This is a genomic window from Mycolicibacterium diernhoferi (genome assembly GCF_019456655.1).
In the GTDB taxonomy this organism is placed as follows: Bacteria; Actinomycetota; Actinomycetes; order Mycobacteriales; family Mycobacteriaceae; genus Mycobacterium; species Mycobacterium diernhoferi.
Genome location: NZ_CP080332.1, coordinates 3,580,913 through 3,601,368, shown reverse-complemented (window position 1 = coordinate 3,601,368; position 20,456 = coordinate 3,580,913). Strand labels below are relative to the sequence as shown.

16 protein-coding genes are annotated in these 20,456 nt (G+C 69.8%); 14 read left to right on the top strand and 2 right to left on the bottom strand.

The genetic code is table 11. From position 1 onward, the window contains the following. Positions 1-27: 27 nt before the first annotated feature. Positions 28-540: a gluconokinase gene (locus tag K0O62_RS17125; RefSeq protein WP_073859344.1), complete on the bottom strand. Its 513-nt coding sequence runs from the start codon at positions 538-540 to the stop codon at positions 28-30. A 127-nt stretch (positions 541-667) separates the two neighbouring features. Between K0O62_RS17125 and K0O62_RS17120 the strand changes: the two genes are divergently transcribed. The 13 genes from K0O62_RS17120 to K0O62_RS17060 all read left to right on the top strand — a co-directional run bounded on the left by K0O62_RS17120 (position 668) and on the right by K0O62_RS17060 (position 15,479). Then, positions 668-1,387 (top strand): FadR/GntR family transcriptional regulator, encoded by a 720-nt coding sequence (locus tag K0O62_RS17120; RefSeq protein ID WP_073859343.1) that lies wholly within the window; start codon positions 668-670, stop codon positions 1,385-1,387. A gap of 81 nt (positions 1,388-1,468) precedes the next feature. Continuing rightward, complete coding sequence (locus K0O62_RS17115; protein ID WP_073859342.1) at positions 1,469-2,383, top strand: adenylate/guanylate cyclase domain-containing protein; 915 nt, start codon at positions 1,469-1,471, stop codon at positions 2,381-2,383. A gap of 36 nt (positions 2,384-2,419) precedes the next feature. Beyond that, on the top strand, positions 2,420-3,451 hold the full coding sequence (gene pheS / locus K0O62_RS17110; protein WP_165637058.1) for a phenylalanine--tRNA ligase subunit alpha: 1,032 nt from the start codon (positions 2,420-2,422) through the stop codon (positions 3,449-3,451). Further along, positions 3,451-5,949, top strand: coding sequence for a phenylalanine--tRNA ligase subunit beta (gene pheT / locus K0O62_RS17105; RefSeq protein WP_073859340.1), 2,499 nt, complete (start codon positions 3,451-3,453; stop codon positions 5,947-5,949). The genes pheS and pheT overlap by 1 nt, the downstream gene beginning before the upstream one ends. A 123-nt stretch (positions 5,950-6,072) precedes the next feature. Further along, positions 6,073-7,104, top strand: a complete 1,032-nt coding sequence (gene argC, locus K0O62_RS17100; RefSeq protein WP_073859339.1) for an N-acetyl-gamma-glutamyl-phosphate reductase — start codon at positions 6,073-6,075, stop codon at positions 7,102-7,104. Next, positions 7,101-8,324, top strand: coding sequence for a bifunctional glutamate N-acetyltransferase/amino-acid acetyltransferase ArgJ (gene argJ / locus K0O62_RS17095; protein WP_073859338.1), 1,224 nt, complete (start codon positions 7,101-7,103; stop codon positions 8,322-8,324). Before argC ends, argJ begins: the two co-directional genes overlap by 4 nt. Next, the gene (gene argB / locus K0O62_RS17090; RefSeq protein WP_073859337.1) at positions 8,321-9,190 is read left to right on the top strand and encodes an acetylglutamate kinase; all 870 of its coding nucleotides are present in this window, start codon (positions 8,321-8,323) and stop codon (positions 9,188-9,190) included. The genes argJ and argB overlap by 4 nt, the downstream gene beginning before the upstream one ends. Continuing rightward, the gene (locus K0O62_RS17085; protein ID WP_073859336.1) at positions 9,187-10,365 is read left to right on the top strand and encodes an acetylornithine transaminase; all 1,179 of its coding nucleotides are present in this window, start codon (positions 9,187-9,189) and stop codon (positions 10,363-10,365) included. The genes argB and K0O62_RS17085 overlap by 4 nt, the downstream gene beginning before the upstream one ends. Beyond that, entirely contained in the window at positions 10,362-11,285 is a 924-nt protein-coding gene (gene argF / locus K0O62_RS17080) for an ornithine carbamoyltransferase (protein ID WP_073859335.1), read from the top strand. Before K0O62_RS17085 ends, argF begins: the two co-directional genes overlap by 4 nt. 109 nt (positions 11,286-11,394) lie before the next feature. Next, on the top strand, positions 11,395-11,871 hold the full coding sequence (locus tag K0O62_RS17075) for an arginine repressor (protein WP_073859334.1): 477 nt from the start codon (positions 11,395-11,397) through the stop codon (positions 11,869-11,871). A gap of 26 nt (positions 11,872-11,897) precedes the next feature. Continuing rightward, on the top strand, positions 11,898-13,097 hold the full coding sequence (locus tag K0O62_RS17070) for an argininosuccinate synthase (RefSeq protein ID WP_073859333.1): 1,200 nt from the start codon (positions 11,898-11,900) through the stop codon (positions 13,095-13,097). 82 nt (positions 13,098-13,179) lie between these two features. Next, entirely contained in the window at positions 13,180-14,595 is a 1,416-nt protein-coding gene (argH, locus tag K0O62_RS17065) for an argininosuccinate lyase (RefSeq protein WP_073859380.1), read from the top strand. Positions 14,596-14,603: 8 nt separating this feature from the next. Next, positions 14,604-15,479, top strand: a complete 876-nt coding sequence (locus K0O62_RS17060) for an alpha/beta hydrolase (protein WP_073859332.1) — start codon at positions 14,604-14,606, stop codon at positions 15,477-15,479. A 58-nt stretch (positions 15,480-15,537) separates the two neighbouring features. Here K0O62_RS17060 and K0O62_RS17055 read toward each other — a convergent pair whose 3' ends face one another. Beyond that, complete coding sequence (locus K0O62_RS17055; protein WP_073859331.1) at positions 15,538-17,334, bottom strand: ABC-F family ATP-binding cassette domain-containing protein; 1,797 nt, start codon at positions 17,332-17,334, stop codon at positions 15,538-15,540. Positions 17,335-17,448: 114 nt separating this feature from the next. Between K0O62_RS17055 and K0O62_RS17050 the strand changes: the two genes are divergently transcribed. Then, positions 17,449-20,430, top strand: a complete 2,982-nt coding sequence (locus K0O62_RS17050) for an acyl-CoA synthetase (protein ID WP_073859330.1) — start codon at positions 17,449-17,451, stop codon at positions 20,428-20,430. The last annotated feature ends 26 nt before the right edge of the window (positions 20,431-20,456 follow it).

Sequence of the window (20,456 nt, the reverse complement as noted above, 5' to 3'; positions counted from 1 at the left end):
CGACCCGAGTGATGTCAGTGCCCGCGATCATCGGTCCTCCTTGGTTGTCCGGGAATCGGTTGTGCTCACGTAGCTTTCGATGATCGAGTCGATGCTCTGGTCCACATTGATGGCGACGCCGCGCTCGTCGGCCTCCAGTGGCTCGAGCGTCTCGAACTGGGACTTCAGCAGCGTTGCGGGCATGAAGTGTCCCGGCCGGCTGGCCTGGCGGCGGCCGATGGTCTCGACCGTGCCCTCCAGGTGCAGGAACTCGATCTCGGCACAATGCCGGCGCAGCTGGTCTCGGTAGACCCGCTTCAAGGCCGAGCAGCTCATCACGCCGCCGTCGGGGTGCTGGGCCAACCACAGCCCGATCGCCTCCAGCCAGGGATAGCGGTCGGAGTCGTCGAGCGGATGCCCGGCCGTCATCTTCGCGAGGTTCGCCGGCGGGTGGAAGTCATCGGCGTCCGCGAACGGAACCCGTAGCCGCTGGGCCAACGCAGCGCCGACGGTCGACTTTCCCGACCCTGAAACTCCCATGACCACGATTGGTGCTGCCATGCGCCCTCTCCACCGACTTTGTGTGCGAGACGTCACATAGCTTCCATCAATCGTCATATCTTTGCAAGGGGCTGGCGTAAAAGTGAGACGTCTTCCGTTGCTACCGGCTCTCTGGCATCATCTATCGATGGTCGCTCGGCCCAATGTTGGTGCACTTCACGACAGTCTGTTGACTGCGTTGGGGACGGCCATCGTGTCCGGTCAGTACTCGCCCGGACGGGTTCTCACTCTCGAAGGGGTCAGTGCCGACCATCGGGTATCGCGCAGCGTCGCCCGCGAAGCGATCCGGGTCCTGGAGTCCATGGGCATGGTCCAGTCCCGCCGCCGGGTCGGCATCACGGTGCAGCCCGCCGACAACTGGAACGTCTTCGACCCGATGCTGATCCGGTGGCGGCTCGACGTCGGCGACCGGGTGGCCCAACTGGTGTCGCTGTCCGAGCTGCGGCTCGGCTTCGAACCGGCCGCGGCGGCACTGGCTGCCCGGCGCGCCAGCCCGCACCAGTGCCGGATCATGGCTACCGCGGTGTCGGACATGGTGGTGCACGGACGGTCCGGTGACCTGGACGCGTACCTGCTGGCGGACAAGGCATTCCATCAGGCGCTCCTGGAAGCCAGCGGAAACGAGATGTTCCGTGCCCTCAACGGCGTGGTCGCCGAGGTGCTCGCCGGCCGTACCCATCACGGGATGATGCCGGAGAAGCCCGATCTGACCGCGATCGCACTGCACGACGAGGTCGCACGTGCGATCAGGATGGGCGAGGAGAAACAAGCCGAGCAGGCGATGCGCGCGATCATCGGCGAGGCGGCATCGGCCGTGGTCGAGGAATTCCCTCCGTCGCCGGACTGAGGTCCCCCGGCCCGCTGATGTGAGCAACATCGTGACCGATCATCGTTGCCGGGTGTCGGGACCGCCGCCTAGGGTGACGCTGTGGAAGTCGAATCGTTCGATGAACGATCCGCACGCACGGGGGAGATCGATTCCGGGGCGCCGCGTCGTCAACCAGGACCCCTGGGGTGGCTGCTGGCCACCAATCACAACGTCAATGCCATCGACCTGATCAGGCGGGCGCGACGCGCCCTGCCGGGTGACCCGGACTTCGGCGACCCGCTGTCGGCCGCCGGTGAGGGTGGCCCGCGCGCCGCGGCCCGGGCCGCGGACCGGCTGCTCGAGCGGGACGCGGTGTCGCGGGAAGTCAGCCTCGGCGCGCTGCAGGTGTGGCAGGCACTCACCGAACGGGTGTCCGGTCGGCCGGCCAACCCGGAGGTCACGCTGGTGTTCACCGACCTGGTCGGCTTCTCGGGCTGGTCCCTGCGCGCCGGCGATGACGCCACGCTGCGGTTGTTGCGCCGGGTCGCGCAGGTGATCGAGCCACCGATGCTGGCCGAGGGCGGCCGCATCGTGAAACGGATGGGCGACGGGGCGATGGCGGTGTTCGGTGACCCGACGACCGCGGTGCGCGCGGTGCGCACCGCGCTGGACGCGGTCGACACCGTCGACGTGGACGGATACACCCCGCGGATGCGGGCCGGCATCCACACCGGGCACCCGCAGCGGATCGGGTCGGACTGGCTGGGGGTGGACGTCAACATCGCCGCCCGGGTGATGGAACGCGCCACCAAGGGCGGGTTGGTGATCTCGCACGCGACGCTGGAGCGGATCGGCGATGAGGGGCTGGTGGACCTCGGGGTGACGGTGAAGCGGACCCGCAAGCAGCTGTTCGCCGCCAAACCCAGCGGGGTGCCCGACGACCTGCTGATGTACCGGGTGCGAGCGCGGCGTGAGCCGCCCGGTCGCGACGTCGTCGAGACAGATGTCGCCCAGGAGAACGCCGAGGGTGCGTGACGTCGCTCTCATCGTCGCATCACCTATGATCGCCGGGTGGCGGAGCTCTCAGAAGAAGCCCTGATCAACGCGGTGAGCGCGGCCCGGCAGGCCTTCGACGCCGCCGCCGATCTGGACGCGTTGGCCCGGGCCAGGACCGAACACCTCGGTGACCGATCCCCGATCGCGCTGGCGCGTCAGGCCTTGGGCTCGTTGCCCAAGGCCGAGCGGGCCGACGCCGGTAAGCGGGTCAACGTCGCACGCACCGAAGCGCAGCAGGCCTACGACGAGCGGCTGGAGGCGCTGCGCGCCGAGCGCGACGCCGCGGTGCTCGTCGCCGAACGCATCGACGTCACGCTGCCCTCGACCCGGCAGCCGATCGGCGCGCGTCACCCGATCACGCTGCTGACCGAGCGCATCGCGGACACTTTCGTCGCAATGGGCTGGGAGCTGGCCGAAGGGCCCGAGGTCGAGACCGAACAGTTCAACTTCGACGCGCTGAACTTCCCGCTGGACCACCCGGCACGCAGTGAACAGGACACCTTCCAGATCGCCCCGGACGGTTCGCGGCAGGTGCTGCGCACGCACACCTCGCCGGTGCAGATCCGGGCACTGCTGGAACGTGAGCTGCCGGTGTACATCGTCTCGCTGGGCCGCACCTTCCGCACCGACGAACTCGATGCCACTCATACGCCGGTGTTCCATCAGGTCGAGGGCCTCGCGGTGGACAAGGGGCTGACCATGGCCAATCTGCGCGGCACGCTGGACGCCCTGGCCCGCGCGGAGTTCGGGCCGGCGGGCCGAACCCGGTTCCGTCCGCATTTCTTCCCGTTCACCGAACCGTCGGCCGAGGTCGACGTGTGGTTCGAGAACAAAAAGGGCGGACCCGGCTGGGTCGAATGGGGTGGTTGCGGCATGGTCAACCCGAATGTGTTGCGGGCGTGCGGTATCGACCCGGCCGAGTATTCGGGCTTTGCCTTCGGGATGGGTCTGGAGCGGACCCTGCAGTTCCGCAACGGGATTCCCGACATGCGCGACATGGTCGAGGGTGACGTGCGGTTCTCCCTGCCGTTCGGGGTGGGTGCCTGATGCGCGTTCCGTACAGCTGGCTGCGTGACACCATCCGGTTGGGCAACCCCGACTGGGACATGTCCGTCGACGACCTTGAGCAGACGCTCATCCGGATCGGCCACGAGGTCGAGGAGATCAAACCGGTCGGCCCGGTCACCGGTCCGCTGACCGTCGGTCGGGTCACCGAGATCGAGGAACTGACCGAGTTCAAGAAGCCGATCCGCGCCTGCAAGGTGGACGTGGGTGAACCCGAACCGCGCGACATCATCTGCGGCGCACGCAACTTCGCGGTGGGTGATCTGGTGGTCGCGGCACTGCCCGGCACCACCCTGCCCGGCGACTTCGCCATCGCCCAGCGCAAGACCTACGGCCGCGTCTCCGACGGCATGATCTGCTCGGCCGCCGAACTCAACCTCGGTGTCGACCAGTCCGGGATCATCGTGCTGCCCCCGGGCACCGCCGAACCCGGCGCGTCGGGCATCGAGGTGCTCGGCCTCGACGATGTGGTCTTCCATCTGGCCATCACCCCGGACCGCGGCTACTGCCTGTCCATGCGCGGCATGGCCCGCGACATCGCCTGCGCCCTGGATCTGGACTTCGTCGATCCCGCGGACGTCCCGGCCCTGCCCGCCGAGGGGGAGGCCTGGCCGCTGACCGTGCAACCCGGCACCGGGGTCCAGCGGTTCGGGCTGCGCCCGGTCAGCGGGATCGACCCGGCCGCCGTCTCACCGTGGTGGCTGCAGCGTCGCCTGCTGCTGTCCGGCATCCGCGCCATCTCACCGGCCGTCGACGTCACCAACTACGTGATGCTCGAACTCGGCCACCCGATGCACGCACACGACCGGTCGCTGATCACCGGCGGTTTCACGGTGCGGTTCGCCGAGCAGGGTGAGCAGGTGGTGACGCTCGATGACGTCACCCGCACCCTGAACGACGGGGATGTGCTGATCGTCGACGATGTCGCGACCGCCGCCATCGGCGGTGTGATGGGCGCGGGGACCACCGAGGTGCGCGAGTCCACCACCGACGTGTTGCTGGAGGCCGCGGTGTGGGATCCGGCGGCGGTGTCGCGGACCCAGCGCCGGCTGCGGCTGGCCAGTGAGGCCGGCCGGCGCTACGAACGCACCGTCGACCCGGCCATCTCGGTGGCCGCCCTGGACCGGTGCGCCACGCTGCTCGCCGAAATCGCCGGTGGCACCGTCGAGAACACCCTGACCGACTGGCGTGGTGACCCGCCGCGCACGGACTGGTCGCCGGCCGAGGTCAGCATGCCGGCCGATCTGCCCGACCGGGTCGCCGGCGTGAGCTACCCGGCTGGGGTGGCGGCGCGGCGGCTGACCCAGATCGGTGCCGTGGTCACCGAAGTGACCGAAGGCGCTCACCACCGGATCATCGCCAAGCCGCCGAGCTGGCGCACCGATCTGCGTGAACCCGCGGACCTCGTCGAGGAGGTGCTGCGGCTGGAGGGTCTGGACGCCATTCCGTCGGTGCTGCCGCCGGCGCCTCCCGGACGTGGACTCACCGCGGTGCAGAAGCGTCGCCGTGCCCTCGGGAAATCGTTGGCGCTCAACGGCTATGTCGAGGTGCTGCCGACCCCGTTCCTGCCCGCCGGGGTGTTCGACACCTGGGGTCTTCCGGCAGACGACCCGCGTCGCGCGACGGTGACGGTGCTCAACCCGCTGGAGTCCGACCGGCCGCAGCTGGCCAGCACGCTGCTGCCGGGTCTGCTGGAGGCGCTGTCGCGCAACGTGTCCCGCGGTGCGGTGGACACCTCTCTGTTCGCCATCTCGCACGTGGCGGTGCGGACCGCCGATACCCGTTCGGTGGAACGCATCCCGACCGATCGTCGTCCCACCGCGGAGGAGATCGCCGGGCTGGACGACTCGCTGCCCCGCCAGCCCGAGCACGTGGCGGTGGTGCTCGCCGGTCTGCGCGAGCTCGCCGGGCCGTGGGGTCCGGGCCGGCCGGTGCAGGCCGCCGACGCCTTCGAAGCGGTGCAGGTGATCGGGCGTGCCGCCGGGATCGCGTTCACCCTGCGCGCGGCCCAGGAACTGCCGTGGCATCCGGGCCGGTGCGCCGAGGTGCTCGTCGGGGAGGTGACCGTCGGCTACGCCGGTCAGCTGCACCCCGCGGTCGTCGAGCGGGCCGGTCTGCCGGTCGGCACCTGCGCGGTGGAGTTGAACCTCGATGACATCCCCATCGTGGAGACGCTGCCGGCGCCGCGGGTGTCGCCGTTCCCCGCGGTGTTCCAGGACGTCAGCCTGATCGTCGCCGAGGACGTCGCCGCCGCCGAGGTGGTCGACGCGGTCCGCGCGGGCGCCGGTGAGCTGCTGGAGGATGTCCGGTTGTTCGACGTGTACACCGGCCCGCAGATCGGGGAGGGCCGCAAGTCGCTGACCCTGGCGCTGCGGTTCCGGGCGGCCGACCGGACGTTGACCGAGGACGAGGCCAGCGCGGCCCGGGTGGCCGCGGTGCAGGCCGCTGAGCAGCGGGTGGGCGCGGTCCAGCGCGCCTGACCCACCCCGCCCAACCGGACAAACGGGCGGCGAAGTGCGAGTGGATTGCGCCATTCCGTCAGGTTCGCCGACGGCGTCATTAATGAGTTTGCATATGTGTGTATAAAAATGCAGAATTGTTGAATGACTTCCGTAGCCGTCGCCGGTGCCAGCGGGTACGCGGGCGGCGAGATCCTGCGCCTGCTGCTCGGCCACCCCGCCTACGCGGACGGGCGCCTGACCATCGGCGCGCTCACCGCCGCCGGGAGTGCGGGCAGCACGCTCGGTGAGCACCATCCGCACCTGCTGCCGTTGGCCGACCGGGTGCTGCAGCCCACCGAGGCCGAGCTGCTGGCTCAGCATGACGTCGTCTTCCTCGGCCTGCCGCACGGGCATTCCGCCGCGCTGGCCGAACAACTCGGCGACACCGTCATCATCGACTGCGGCGCGGATTTCCGGCTGACCGACGCCACGGACTGGGAGAAGTTCTACGGGAGTGCGCACGCCGGGACGTGGCCCTATGGGCTGCCGGAACTGCCCGGCGGCCGCGACGCACTGAAGGGTGCCACCCGGATCGCCGTGCCCGGCTGCTACCCGACCTCGGCGCTGCTGGCCCTGCTGCCGGCCGTCGCCGCCGGCCTCGCCGAACCCAATGTCACCGTGGTCGCCGTCAGTGGCACCTCCGGTGCGGGCAAGTCGGCCAAGGTGGATCTGCTCGGGGCCGAGGTGATCGGTTCGGCGCGGGCCTACAACATCGGCGGCAAGCACCGACATACCCCGGAGATCGCACAGGGTCTGCGCAAGGTCACCGACAAGACGGTGACCGTATCGTTCACGCCGGTGCTCATCCCGACCTCGCGGGGCATCCTGGCGACCTGCACCGCACCCACCACGGCATCCGAGGCCGAGATCCGCACCGCGTACGAAAAGGCCTACGGCGCAGAGCCGTTCATCCACCTTCTGCCCGAGGGGCAGCTGCCCAAGACCGGTTCGGTGATCGGCAGCAACGCCGCCCAGATCGCGGTCGCCGTGGATGTGGACGCCAAGACCCTGGTGGCGGTCTGCGCCATCGACAACCTGACCAAGGGCACCGGCGGTGCCGCCGTGCAATCGATGAATCTGGCCCTGGGTTGGCCGGAGACGGAAGGACTTTCGACCGTGGGAGTGGCACCGTGAGCGGAGCTTGCGCAGCGAACCATCCGACCTCGAAGCTGGTGAGGACCCAAGGCGTGACCGCCCCGGCGGGCTTCCGGGCCACCGGGATCTCCGCGGGCATCAAGGCCACCGGCAAGCTGGACCTCGCCCTGGTGTTCAACGAGGGCCCCGATCACCACGCCGCGGGCGTATTCACCCGCAACCAGATCAAGGCCGCGCCCGTGCAGTGGTCCCAGCAGGTGCTCACCACCGGGCGGTTGCGGGCGGTCATCCTGAACTCCGGCGGCGCCAACGCCTGCACCGGTCCGCTCGGTTTCCAGGACACCCATGCCACCGCGGAGGCGCTGGCCGCCGCGCTCAGCGACTGGGGCACCGAGACCGGCGCCATCGAGGTCGCGGTGTGCTCGACCGGCCTGATCGGCGACCGGCTGCCGATGGACAAGGTGCTGGCCGGGGTCACCGAGATCGTGCACGAGATGGCCGGCGGCCTCACCGGCGGCGAGGAAGCCGCCCGGGCCATCATGACCACCGACACCGTGCCGAAACAGGTTGCGCTGCACGCCGAGAACTGGACGGTCGGCGGGATGGCCAAGGGTGCGGGCATGATGGCGCCGTCGCTGGCCACCATGCTGGTGGTCCTCACCACCGACGCCGTCGCCGACGCCACCGCGCTGGACACCGCGTTGCGCCGGGCCGCCGCGAAGACCTTCGACCGGCTCGACATCGACGGCAGCTGCTCCACCAACGACACCGTGCTGCTGCTGTCCTCGGGCGCCAGCGAGGTCACTCCCAGCCAGGACGAGCTGGACGCCGCCGTGCTCGCGGTCTGTGACGACCTGTGCGCGCAGCTGCAGGCCGACGCCGAGGGCGTCACCAAGAAGGTCACCATCACCGTGGCCGGGGCGCTCAACGACGACGAGGCGCTGGTCGCCGCCCGGGCGGTGGCCCGCGACAGCCTGGTCAAGACCGCGTTGTTCGGCTCCGACCCGAACTGGGGCCGGGTGCTCGCCTCGGTGGGCATCGCCCCGGTGACCCTGGACCCGCAACGGATCAGCGTGTCGTTCAACGGATCCCCGGTATGTGTCGACGGCGCCGGCGCGCCCGGCGCCCGCGAGGTCGACCTGTCCGGCGATGTCATCGAGGTGCTGATCGACCTGGCCTCGGGCAGCGGCACGGCCAGCGTGCGGACCACCGACCTGTCCCATGCGTACGTCGAAGAGAACTCGGCCTACAGCTCATGACCTCGACGCCCCAGAAAGCGGCGGTCCTCGCCGAGGCCCTGCCGTGGCTCAAGCAGCTGCACGGCAAGATCGTGGTGGTCAAGTACGGCGGCAACGCCATGACCGACGACACCCTCAAGGCGGCCTTCGCCGCGGACATGGTGTTCCTGCGCAACTGCGGTATCCGTCCGGTCGTGGTGCACGGCGGTGGCCCGCAGATCAGCGCGATGCTCAAGAAACTCGGCATCGAGGGGGACTTCAAGGGCGGCTTCCGGGTGACCACACCCGAAGTCCTCGATGTGGCCCGGATGGTGCTGTTCGGGCAGGTCGGCCGCGAACTGGTCGGGTTGATCAACGCGCACGGCCCGTACGCGGTCGGTGTCACCGGTGAGGACGCCCAGCTGTTCACCGCGGTGCGGCGCAGCGTCACCGTCGACGGGGTGGCCACCGATATCGGGCTGGTCGGCGACGTCGAGCATGTCAACGCCGGATCCCTGCTGGATCTCATTGCCGCCGGCCGTATCCCGGTGGTCTCCACCATCGCCCCGGACGTCGAAGGTGTGGTGCACAACATCAACGCCGACACCGCCGCGGCCGCGCTGGCCGAGGCGCTGGGCGCGGAGAAGCTGCTGATGCTCACCGACGTCGAGGGTCTCTACACCGACTGGCCGGACCGCACCTCGTTGGTCAGCGAGATCGATGCCGCCGCCCTGACCCAGATGCTGCCCAAGCTGGAATCGGGCATGGTGCCCAAGATCGAGGCCTGCCTGCGGGCGGTGAACGGCGGGGTACCCAGCGCGCATGTCATCGACGGTCGCGTCGAACACTGTGTGTTGGTGGAGCTCTTCACCAACGAAGGGACCGGAACGAAAGTGGTGCCCGCATGAGCAACCCGACGCTGCAGGACCGCTGGGAAGCGGTGATGATGAACAACTACGGCACCCCGCCGCTGGCCCTGGTCAGTGGGGACGGGGCGGTGGTCACCGACGCCGAGGGCAAGAGCTACCTCGACCTGCTCGGCGGGATCGCGGTCAACCTGCTCGGGCACCGTCACCCCGCCGTCATCGAGGCCGTCACCACCCAGCTCAACACCCTCGGGCACACCTCGAATCTGTATGCCACCGAACCCGGTATCGCATTGGCCGAAGCGCTCGTCGCGCAGCTGGGCACACCCGCACGGGCGTTCTTCTGCAATTCCGGCACCGAGGCCAATGAGGTCGCCTTCAAGATCACCCGGCTCACCGGGCGCATCAAAATCGTTGCCGCCGAAGGCGGTTTCCACGGCCGCACGATGGGCTCGCTGGCGCTGACCGGCCAGCCCGCCAAGCGGGCACCGTTCGAACCGCTGCCCGGTGACGTCACCTTCGTGCCGTACGGGGACGCCGCCGCACTCGAGGCCGCGGTCGACGATCAGACCGCCGCGGTGTTCCTGGAACCGATCATGGGGGAGGGCGGCGTCGTCGTCCCGCCCCCGGGATACCTGGCCAAGGCCCGTGAGGTCACCTCGAAACACGGTGCGCTGCTGGTGCTCGACGAGGTGCAGACCGGCGTCGGGCGCACCGGCGCGTTCTTCGCCCACCAGCACGACGGCATCACCCCCGACGTCATCACGCTGGCCAAGGGCCTGGGCGGCGGCCTGCCCATCGGTGCCTGCCTGGCAGTTGGCGCCACCGGTGACCTGCTCACCCCGGGGCTGCACGGCAGCACCTTCGGCGGCAACCCGGTCTGCACCGCCGCCGCGGTGGCGGTGCTCAAGACGCTGGCCGCCGACGACCTGGTCGCCCGGGCCGGCGTGCTGGGCAAGACGCTCAGCCACGGCATCGAGGAACTGCAGCACCCGCTCGTGCAACGGGTCCGGGGCAAGGGCCTGCTGCTGGGCGTGGTGCTGACCACGGAGAAGGCCAAGGCGGTGGAGGCCGCGGCCCGCGAGGCCGGCTTCCTGGTCAACGCGGCCGCCGCCGACGTGATCCGGCTGGCGCCGCCGCTGATCATCACCGAGGCCCAGATCGACGAATTTCTCACCGCACTGCCCGCAGTGCTGGACAAGGGGACCACCGCATGACACGACACTTCTTGCGCGACGACGACCTGACGCCCGACGAACAGGCCGAGGTGCTGGCGCTCGCCGCCGAACTCAAGCAGGCGCCGTTCAGCCGCCGCCCGCTGGAGGGCCCGCGCGGCGTCGCGGTCATCTTCGAGAAGAACTCCACCCGGACCCGGTTCTCCTTCGAGATGGGCATCGCCCAACTCGGTGGGCACGCCGTGGTGGTCGACGGACGCAGCACCCAACTCGGCCGCGAGGAGACCCTGGAGGACACCGGCGCGGTGCTGTCGCGCTACGTCGACGCCATCGTGTGGCGCACCTTCGCCCAGGAACGGCTGACCGCCATGGCCACCGGCGCCACGGTGCCCATCGTCAATGCGCTCTCCGACGAGTTCCATCCCTGCCAGGTGCTGGCCGACCTGCAGACGCTGGCCGAGCGTAAGGGCAAGCTGGCCGGGCTGAAGCTGACCTACCTGGGCGACGGCGCCAACAACATGGCGCACTCGCTGATGCTGGGCGGCGTCACCGCCGGCATCAGCGTCACCATCGCCGCACCGGCCGGGTTCGAACCGGACCCGCAGTTCGTCGACGCGGCCAGGCGCCGCGCCGCCGAGACCGGGGCGACGGTGAACGTCACCTCGGACGCCAAGGCCTCGGTGGAGGGGGTGGATGTGCTGGTCACCGACACCTGGACCTCGATGGGGCAGGAGAACGACGGACTGGACCGGGTGCGCCCGTTCCGTCCGTTCCAGGTCAACAGCGAGCTGCTCGCGCTGGCCGACCCGGAAGCGGTTGTGTTGCACTGCCTTCCGGCGCACCGCGGCCACGAGATCACCGACGAGGTGATCGACGGGCCGCAGAGCGCGGTGTTCGACGAGGCCGAGAACCGGCTGCACGCCCAGAAGGCGATGCTGGTCTGGCTGTTGGAGCGTGCGTGAGCCGATGACCGCCAGTGAGAAGCCGGAGGCGGATCACGCATGACCGCCAGTGAGAAGCCGGAGGCGGATCACGCATGACCGCCAGTGAGAAGCCGGAGGCGGATCACGCATGACGACCGCTACCCGCGCCGGACGCCAGGCCCGCATCATCGCCCTGTTGTCCGCTCACGCCGTCAGCAGCCAGACGGAGCTGGCGGCTCTGCTGGCCGCCGAGGGCATCGAGGTCACCCAGGCCACTCTGTCGAGGGATCTGGAGGAGCTCGGTGCGGTGAAGTTGCGCGGCGCCGACGGCGGTGTCGGGGTGTACATCGTCCCCGAGGACGGCAGCCCGGTGCGCGGGGTGTCCGGGGGTACCGAGCGGCTGACCAGGCTGCTCGGCGAACTGCTGGTGTCCACCGACGCCAGCGCGAACATGGCGGTGCTGCGCACCCCGCCGGGTGCGGCGCACTACCTGGCCAGCGGCATCGACCGGGCGGTGTTACCCCAGGTTGTCGGCACCATTGCCGGTGATGACACCATCTTTGTCATAGCGCGTGAGCCGATGACCGGGGCAGAGCTCGCCGCAATGTTCGAAAACTTGAAATAAGCAGTTCTAGAAAAGGGAGATCTTTCATGTCCGAACGCGTCATCCTGGCGTATTCCGGCGGTCTGGACACCTCGGTGGCCATCAGCTGGATCGGCAAGGAGACCGGCCGTGAGGTCGTCGCCGTGGCCATCGATCTGGGCCAGGGTGGTGAGGACATGGAGGTCGTGCGCCAACGTGCCCTGGACTGCGGCGCCGTCGAGGCCGTCGTGGTGGACGCCCGCGACGAGTTCGCCGAGGAATACTGCCTGCCCACCATCCAGTCCAATGCGCTCTACATGGACCGGTACCCGCTGGTGTCGGCGATCAGCCGTCCGTTGATCGTCAAGCACCTGGTGAAGGCCGCCCGCGAGCACGGCGGTGGCACCGTCGCGCACGGCTGCACCGGCAAGGGCAACGACCAGGTCCGGTTCGAGGTCGGCTTCGCCTCGCTGGCCCCCGATCTGCAGGTGCTCGCCCCCGTCCGCGACTACGCCTGGACCCGGGAGAAGGCCATCGCCTTCGCCGAGGAGAACGACATCCCGATCAACGTCACCAAGCGCTCGCCGTTCTCGATCGACCAGAACGTGTGGGGCCGCGCGGTGGAAACCGGCTTCCTGGAGCACCTTTGGAACGCGCCGACCAAGGATGTCTACGAGTACACCGAGGATCCGACGCTCAACTGGAGCACTCCCGATGAGGTCATCGTCGGTTTCGACAAGGGTGTGCCGGTCTCCATCGACGGCCGGTCGGTCACCGTGCTGCAGGCCATCGAGGAGCTCAACCGCCGTGCCGGAGCGCAGGGTGTGGGCCGCCTCGACGTGGTCGAGGACCGGCTCGTCGGCATCAAGAGCCGCGAGATCTACGAGGCCCCCGGCGCCATGGTGCTGATCACCGCGCACACCGAGCTCGAGCACGTCACCCTGGAGCGCGAACTCGGCCGCTACAAGCGCGGCACCGACCGCAAGTGGGGCGAGCTGGTCTACGACGGCCTGTGGTACTCGCCGCTCAAGCGCGCCCTGGAGGCGTTCGTGGCGCACACCCAGGAGCACGTGTCCGGAGAGATCCGGCTGGTGCTGCACGGCGGGCACATCGCCGTCAACGGCCGCCGCAGCGCGGAGTCGCTGTACGACTTCAACCTGGCCACCTACGACGAGGGTGACAGCTTCGACCAGTCCTCGGCGAAGGGTTTCGTGCACGTGCACGGACTGTCCTCGAAGATCTCGGCCAAGCGCGACCTGGGACTCTGACCCTCTCCGCGAGCGTGCGTGTCTGCAGGCAACACGCCGCTCCCAGACCGAAGTTCGCGCACGCTCGCGGAAAGGAATGCTGATGAGCACCACCAACGAAGGCTCGCTGTGGGGTGGCCGGTTCGCCGACGGCCCCTCCGACGCCCTTGCGGCACTGAGCAAGTCGACCCACTTCGACTGGGTGCTCGCGCCCTACGACGTCACCGCATCCAAGGCGCACGCCCGGGTGCTGCACCGCGCCGGGCTGCTCACCGACGAGCAGCGCGACGGTCTGCTGGCCGGCCTGGACAGCCTGGGCTCCGACGTGGCCGACGGCAGTTTCGGCCCGTTGCCCACCGACGAGGACGTGCACGGCGCACTCGAGCGCGGCCTGATCGACCGGGTCGGACCCGAACTGGGTGGACGGTTGCGGGCCGGACGGTCCCGCAACGATCAGGTGGCCACCCTGTTCCGGATGTGGCTGCGCGACGCCGTGCGCCGGGTCGCCGACGGCGCGCTGGCCGTGGTCGACGCGCTGGCCACCCAGGCCGCGGCGCACCCGACGGCGATCCTGCCGGGTAAGACGCACCTGCAGTCCGCGCAGCCGATCCTGCTGGCCCATCACCTGCTCGCGCACGCCCACCCGCTGCTGCGCGATGTGGACCGGCTGGTGGACTTCGACAAGCGCGCGGCGGTGTCCCCATACGGTTCCGGGGCGCTGGCGGGTTCCTCGTTGGGGCTGGACCCGGACGCCATCGCGGCCGAGCTGGGGTTCGCCGCGGCCGCCGACAACTCGGTGGATGCCACCGCGGCGCGTGACTTCGCCGCCGAGGCGGCCTTCGTGCTGGCCATGATCGGGGTCGACCTGTCCCGATTGTCCGAGGACATCATCCTTTGGAGCACAACCGAATTCGGATACGCCACTCTGCACGACGCATGGTCGACCGGCAGTTCGATCATGCCGCAGAAGAAGAACCCGGACATCGCCGAGCTCGCACGCGGCAAGTCCGGCCGGCTGATCGGCAACCTGACCGGGCTGCTGGCCACCCTGAAGGCCCAGCCGCTGGCCTACAACCGGGATCTGCAGGAAGACAAGGAACCCGTCTTCGATTCGGTGGCACAGCTGGAGCTGCTGCTGCCGGCGATGGCCGGGCTGGTCGGCACCCTGACCTTCGACACCGACCGGATGGCCGAGTTGGCGCCACAGGGCTACACGCTGGCCACCGACGTGGCCGAATGGCTGGTGCGCCGCGGGGTGCCGTTCCGGATGGCGCATGAGGCCGCCGGTGCGGCCGTGCGCGCCGCCGAGGAGCGCGGCGTCGGCCTTGAGGACCTGACCGATGCCGAGTTCGCCGGCATCCATACCGAACTCACCCCGGCGGTCCGCGACGTCCTGACCGTCTACGGCTCGGTGAACTCCCGGGACGCCCGCGGGGGCACCGCGCCGGTGCAGGTGGCCAAGCAGCTCAACGTCGTCCGCAACAGCACCGAGGAACTGCGGAACCGGTTGCGGCGTTAGCCTGGGGTATGGCGCAGCGGGTCGAGTTCAGCTCGGACGGTGTGCGCTGTATCGGCTATCTGCGCAGTGCGGGTGCCCAGCCGGCCCCATGTGTGGTGCTGTGCACCGGATTCGGTGGCACCCAGGACACCCCGGCGCTGACCGCCACCGCCGCCGATGTCGCGGCCGCCGGCTATCACGCCGTCACGTTCGACTACCGCAGCTTCGGGGAGAGCGACGGCGAACCCCGGCAGGTGGTCAGCATCGAGGGGCAACTCGCCGATATCGCGGCCGCGGTCGAGCGTGCACGCAGCCTGCCTAACGTCGACCCGGCCCGCATCGTGTTGTGGGGAACCTCGCTGGGCGGCGGCCACGTGGTCGTGGCGGCGGCCCGCGATCACCGGGTCGCGGCCGTCATCTCCCAGATCCCGTTCAACGGATTCCCGCGCCGGGTGCAGGGGCGCTCGGCGTGGTCCACGCTGCGCCTGCTCGCGGTGATGGCCGAGGACGCAGGGCGCGCCAAGCTGCGGTGGCCGCCGCGCTACATCCCGGCCGTGGGAGCGCCGGGGGAGCTCGCCGTGATGACCGGCCCCGATGTCCAGAACGCGATCGCCGGGATGGACAGCGCCACCTGGCGCAATCAGGCCGCCCCGCGCGGCCTCATCGAGATGATGCGTTACCGCCCAGGCGATGTCGCGCATCTGGTGACCTGTCCGGTGCTGGTGTGCATCGGCACCGAGGATGCCGAGGCGACGCCACAGAACGCCGCGGAACTGGCTCACCGGGCGCCGCGCGGTGAGTTGCGTGAGTACCCGGCGGGCCACTTCGACTTCTACTCCGAAGACCTCCGACGCGCCGTGTGCGCCGATCAGGTGGCGTTCCTGCGCCGGGTGTCAGGCGGTTGACGCGGGACCTTCTCGCAGGAGGGGACCACCGTCTCATCGTGGAACCGGTGTCGCAGATCTAGCCGATCTGCTCGCTCAGCTCGAACCACCGGCCCTCGACGTCGACGACCTCGTCCTCCATCGCCCGGATGGCGGCCACCTTGGTGGCCAGCCCCTCGAAGTCGGACTGGTCGTGATCGGCCAGCGCGGTCCGGGACGCGTCGATCTGGGCCTGCAGTTTCTCCAACCGCCGCTCCAGGGCCGCGACCTCCTTCTGCGCGGCCCGCAGCTCGGCCCCGGACAACCCGGTCGACTCGTCGGCCGCCGGGGCGCCGGCGGGCGCGGCCCCGGTCTGCTCGGCGTGCGCGGCCCGCAGCCGCAGGTACTCGTCGACCCCGCCGGGCAGATGGCGCAACCGGCCGCCCAGAATCCCGAACTGCTGATCGGTGACCCGCTCCAGGAAGTACCGGTCGTGGCTGACCACGATCAGGGTGCCCGGCCAGGAGTCCAGCAGATCCTCCATCGCGGCCAGCATGTCGGTGTCCAGGTCGTTGGTCGGTTCGTCCAGGATGAGCACATTGGGCTGCCCGAGCAGGATCAGCAGTAGTTGCAGGCGGCGCAACTGCCCGCCGGACAGATCCTTGACCGGGGTGGACAGCTGCGCGCTGACGAAGCCGAGGCGTTCGAGCAGCTGGCCGGGCGTGAGTTCCTGGGCCTTGGAGCCCGTCCCGAAGGTGTAGGTGGTGGCCAGCCTGCTCAGTACCACCCGCACGGGTTCGTCGAGATGGTCCGACAGCGCGTCGACGCCCTGGGTGAGCGTGGCGATCTGCACCGTCTTGCCGTGTTTCACCCGGCCCTCGCTCGGCTGCACCGAACCGTCGATCAGCCCGAGCAGCGTCGACTTACCGGCGCCGTTGACGCCCAGAATGCCGGTGCGCTCGCCCGGCGCGATCCGCCATTCCACGTCGTGCAGCACCTCGCGGTCGCCGTAACGCACCGACACGTCGAGCAGGTCGACGACCTGCTTGCCCAGCCGGGTCACCGCCAGCGACTGCAGCGCCACCTTGTCCCGGATCTCGGGCACGTCGGCGATCAGCGCGTTGGCGGCGTCGATCCGGAACTTCGGTTTCGAGGTGCGTGCCGGCGCGCCGCGGCGCAACCAGGCCAGTTCCTTGCGGGCGAGGTTCTGCCGGCGGGCCTCGCTGGCCGCGGCCTGCCGGTCGCGTTCCACCCGCTGCAGGATGTAGGCGGCGTACCCGCCGTCGAACGGTTCGACGATGCGGTCGTGCACCTCCCAGGTCACGGTGCACACCTCGTCGAGGAACCAGCGGTCGTGGGTGATCACCAGCAGTCCGCCCGCCGACGGCGACCACCGGCGCTTGAGGTGCTCGGCCAGCCAGGTGATGGCCTCCACGTCGAGGTGGTTGGTCGGCTCATCGAGGGCCAGGACGTCGTGGTCGTCGGCCAGCAGGCGGGCCAGCGCGACACGGCGGCGCTGCCCGCCGGACAGGGTGCCGACCACCGCGTCCCAGTCCAGGCCGCCGAGCAACCCGGCGATGACGTCACGTCCGCGGGGATCACCCGCCCACACGTGTTCGGGCACGTCGCCGACCACCGCGTGGCCGACGGTGTCGTCGGGGTCGAGGGTGTCGGCCTGGTCGAGGACGCCGACGCGGACCCCACCGCGCACGGTCACCCGTCCCGAGTCGGGAGTGAGCCGTCCGGCCAGCATCGCGAGCAGACTGGACTTTCCGTCGCCGTTGCGGCCGACGATGCCGATGCGGTCACCCTCGTTCACGCCGAGCGAGACCGAATCGAAAACAACTTTGGTCGGGTATTGGAGATGAAGGGCTTCGGCCCCGAGAAGATGCGCCATGTCCCCACCAGGCTAGGCGGGGCCGCCGCGTGCGTTCGCAGCGGCCGACCAGCAACGCTGTGCCATGATGTCGGGGCAATCGGGGATCTGGAGTCTCGTAGGCAGGGGAGCGCGTTGGCGGATTTCTCGTCGATCACCGGACCGGTGAGCCGATTATTGGCCACCGCGCAGAACGGAATCGAGGTTCTGCGGTACGGCGGTCTGGAGACGGGTGCGGTCCCCTCACCGTTTCAGATCATCGAGAGCGTGCCGATGTACCGGCTGCGCCGGTACTTCCCGCCCGACACCCGGCCCGGTTCGGTCGCCCCCGGGCCGCCGGTGTTGATGGTGCACCCGATGATGATGTCGGCCGACATGTGGGACGTCACCCGCGAGGACGGCGCCGTGGGCATCCTGCACGCCGCAGGCCTGGACCCCTGGGTGATCGATTTCGGGTCACCGGATGAGGTCGAGGGCGGCATGCAGCGCAACCTCGCCGATCACGTGGTGGCACTCAGCGAGGCGATCGACACCGTCAAGGCGGTCACCGGTTGCGACGTGCACCTCGCCGGCTACTCCCAGGGCGGCATGTTCTGCTACCAGACCGCGGCCTTCCGGCGGTCCAAGGACCTGGCCAGCATCGTCGCGTTCGGATCTCCGGTCGACACCCTGGCCGCCATGCCGATGGGTATCCCACCGAACGTCGGCGCGGTCGCCGCCAACTTCATGGCCGACCACGTGTTCTCCCGTATCGACATCCCGGGTTGGTTGGCGCGCACCGGTTTCCAGATGCTCGACCCGCTCAAGACGGCGCAGGCGCGACTGGACTTCCTGCGCCAGCTGCACGACCGGGATGCGCTGCTGCCGCGTGAACAGCAGCGCCGCTTCCTGGACTCCGAAGGGTGGATCGCCTGGTCGGGCCCGGCGATCTCGGAATTGCTCAAGCAGTTCATCGCGCACAACCGGATGATGTCGGGTGGGTTCTCCATCCGCGGGGACCTCGTCACCCTCGCCGACATCACCTGCCCGGTGCTCGCCGTCATCGGTGAGGTCGACGACATCGGCCAGCCGGCCTCGGTACGGGGCATCCGGGCCGCGGCGCCGGAGGCGGACACCTACGAATACCTGATCCGGGCCGGGCATTTCGGACTGGTCGTCGGATCGAAGGCGGCGACCCAGACCTGGCCGACGGTGGCGTCCTGGATCAAGTGGCGCAACGGCCAGGCACCGTTGCCCGAGGACGTGGTGCCGATGGTCGACCAGGCTGCCGAGTCCGCCGACGGCGGCGTGGCGCTCACCTCCCGGGTGGCCCACGGCGCGGTGGCCGCCTCGGAAATGGCATTCGACCTGGCCCGTTCGGCCGCCGACGCGGTGCTGGCCACCAACAAGTCGGCCCGCACGCTGATCGTGGAGACGGCCCGCACGCTGCCGCGGCTGGCCCGCCTCGGGCAGATCAACGACCACACCCGGATCTCGCTCGGACGCGTGATGACCGAGCAGGCCGAGAGCCACCCCCACGGTGAGTTCCTGCTGTTCGACGGCCGCGTGCACACCTATGAGGCGGTGGACCGGCGCGTCAACAACGTGGTGCGGGGGCTCATCGAAGTCGGTGTGCGACAAGGGGTCCGGGTCGGCGTGCTGATGCAGACCCGACCGAGCGCGCTGGTGGCGATCGCCGCCCTGTCGCGCCTCGGCGCCGTGGCGGTGCTGATGCCGCCGGACGCCGACCTGGCCCAGGCCGCCCGCCTCGGCGGGGTCGTCGAGATCATCGCCGACCCGGCCAACCTCGACGCCGCCCGGGCCCTCGGCCGCCGGGTCCTGGTGCTCGGCGGCGGCGAGTCCCGCGAGCTGCACCTCCCCGACGACGCCGGCGACGCCGCGCCGGTGGTGGACATGGAGCAGATCGATCCCGACCGGGTCGACCTTCCCGGTTGGTACCGGCCGAACCCGGGCTTCGCCCGCGACCTCGCCTACGTCGCCTTCGCGACCATCAACGGCGAACTCGTGGCCCGCCAGATCACCAACTACCGGTGGGCGCTGTCCGCGCTGGGCACCGCCTCGGCGGCCAACCTCGGTAACCGCGACACCGTGTACTGCCTGACCCCGCTGCACCATCCGTCCGGGCTGCTGGTGAGCCTCGGCGGCGCGGTCGTCGGCGGAGCCCGCATCGCGCTGTCCCGGGGTCTGGAGCCCGACCGCTTCCTGCACGAGATCCGCCAGTACGGGGTGACGGTGGTGTCCTACACCTGGGCAATGCTCCGGGAGGTCATCGACGATCCTTCGTTCACGGTGTCGGGCACCCACTCGGTGCGTCTGTTCATCGGCGCCGGTATGCCGACGGGGCTGTGGCGCCGGGTCATCGAGGTCTTCGCGCCGGCCCGGGTGGTCGAGTTCTTCGCCACCACCGACGGTCAGGCCGTCCTGTCGAACGTCGCGGGTGCCAAGGTCGGCAGCAAGGGCCGGCCGGTCCCCGGCGGTCCGCACGTCGAACTCGCGGCCTATGACATCGACGACGATCTGATCCTGGAGGACGAGAACGGTTTCGTGCGCCGCGCCGAAACGGGGGAGGTGGGCGTGCTGCTGGCCCGCCCGCGCGGTCCGGTGGACCCGACCGCGTCGGTGAAGCGGGGTGTGTTCGCGCCCGCGGACACCTGGGTGTCCACCGATCAGCTGTTCCGCCGCGACGAAGACGGCGACTTCTGGCTCGTCGACAACCGCAGCTCGGTGATCCGGACGCCCGACGGACCGGTGTTCACCGCGGCCGTCAACGACGCGGTCAGCCGGGCCGGTGCGGTCGATCTGGCGGTGACCTACAGCCTGGATGTGCAGGGCGAGCCGCTGGTCGTCACGGCGGTCACCCTGCGGCCCGGCGGCAGCCTGCCCAGCGCGGAGCTCAACGAGGCGTTGGCGGGTCTGCCGGTCGGGATCGGCCCGGCGATCGTCTACGTCGCCCCGACCATGACTCTCGGTGCGTCGTATCGTCCGGAGATCGCACCGCTGCGGGCCGCGGGTATCCCGAAGTCCTCCCGTAACGCCTGGTACCTGGACGCCGATACCAAGCAGTACAGGCGCATGACGGCGGCTGTGCGCGCTGAAATTTTGGGCAATCGGCCGTGATGCCCGCCGGCGGGCGCACTGTTAGG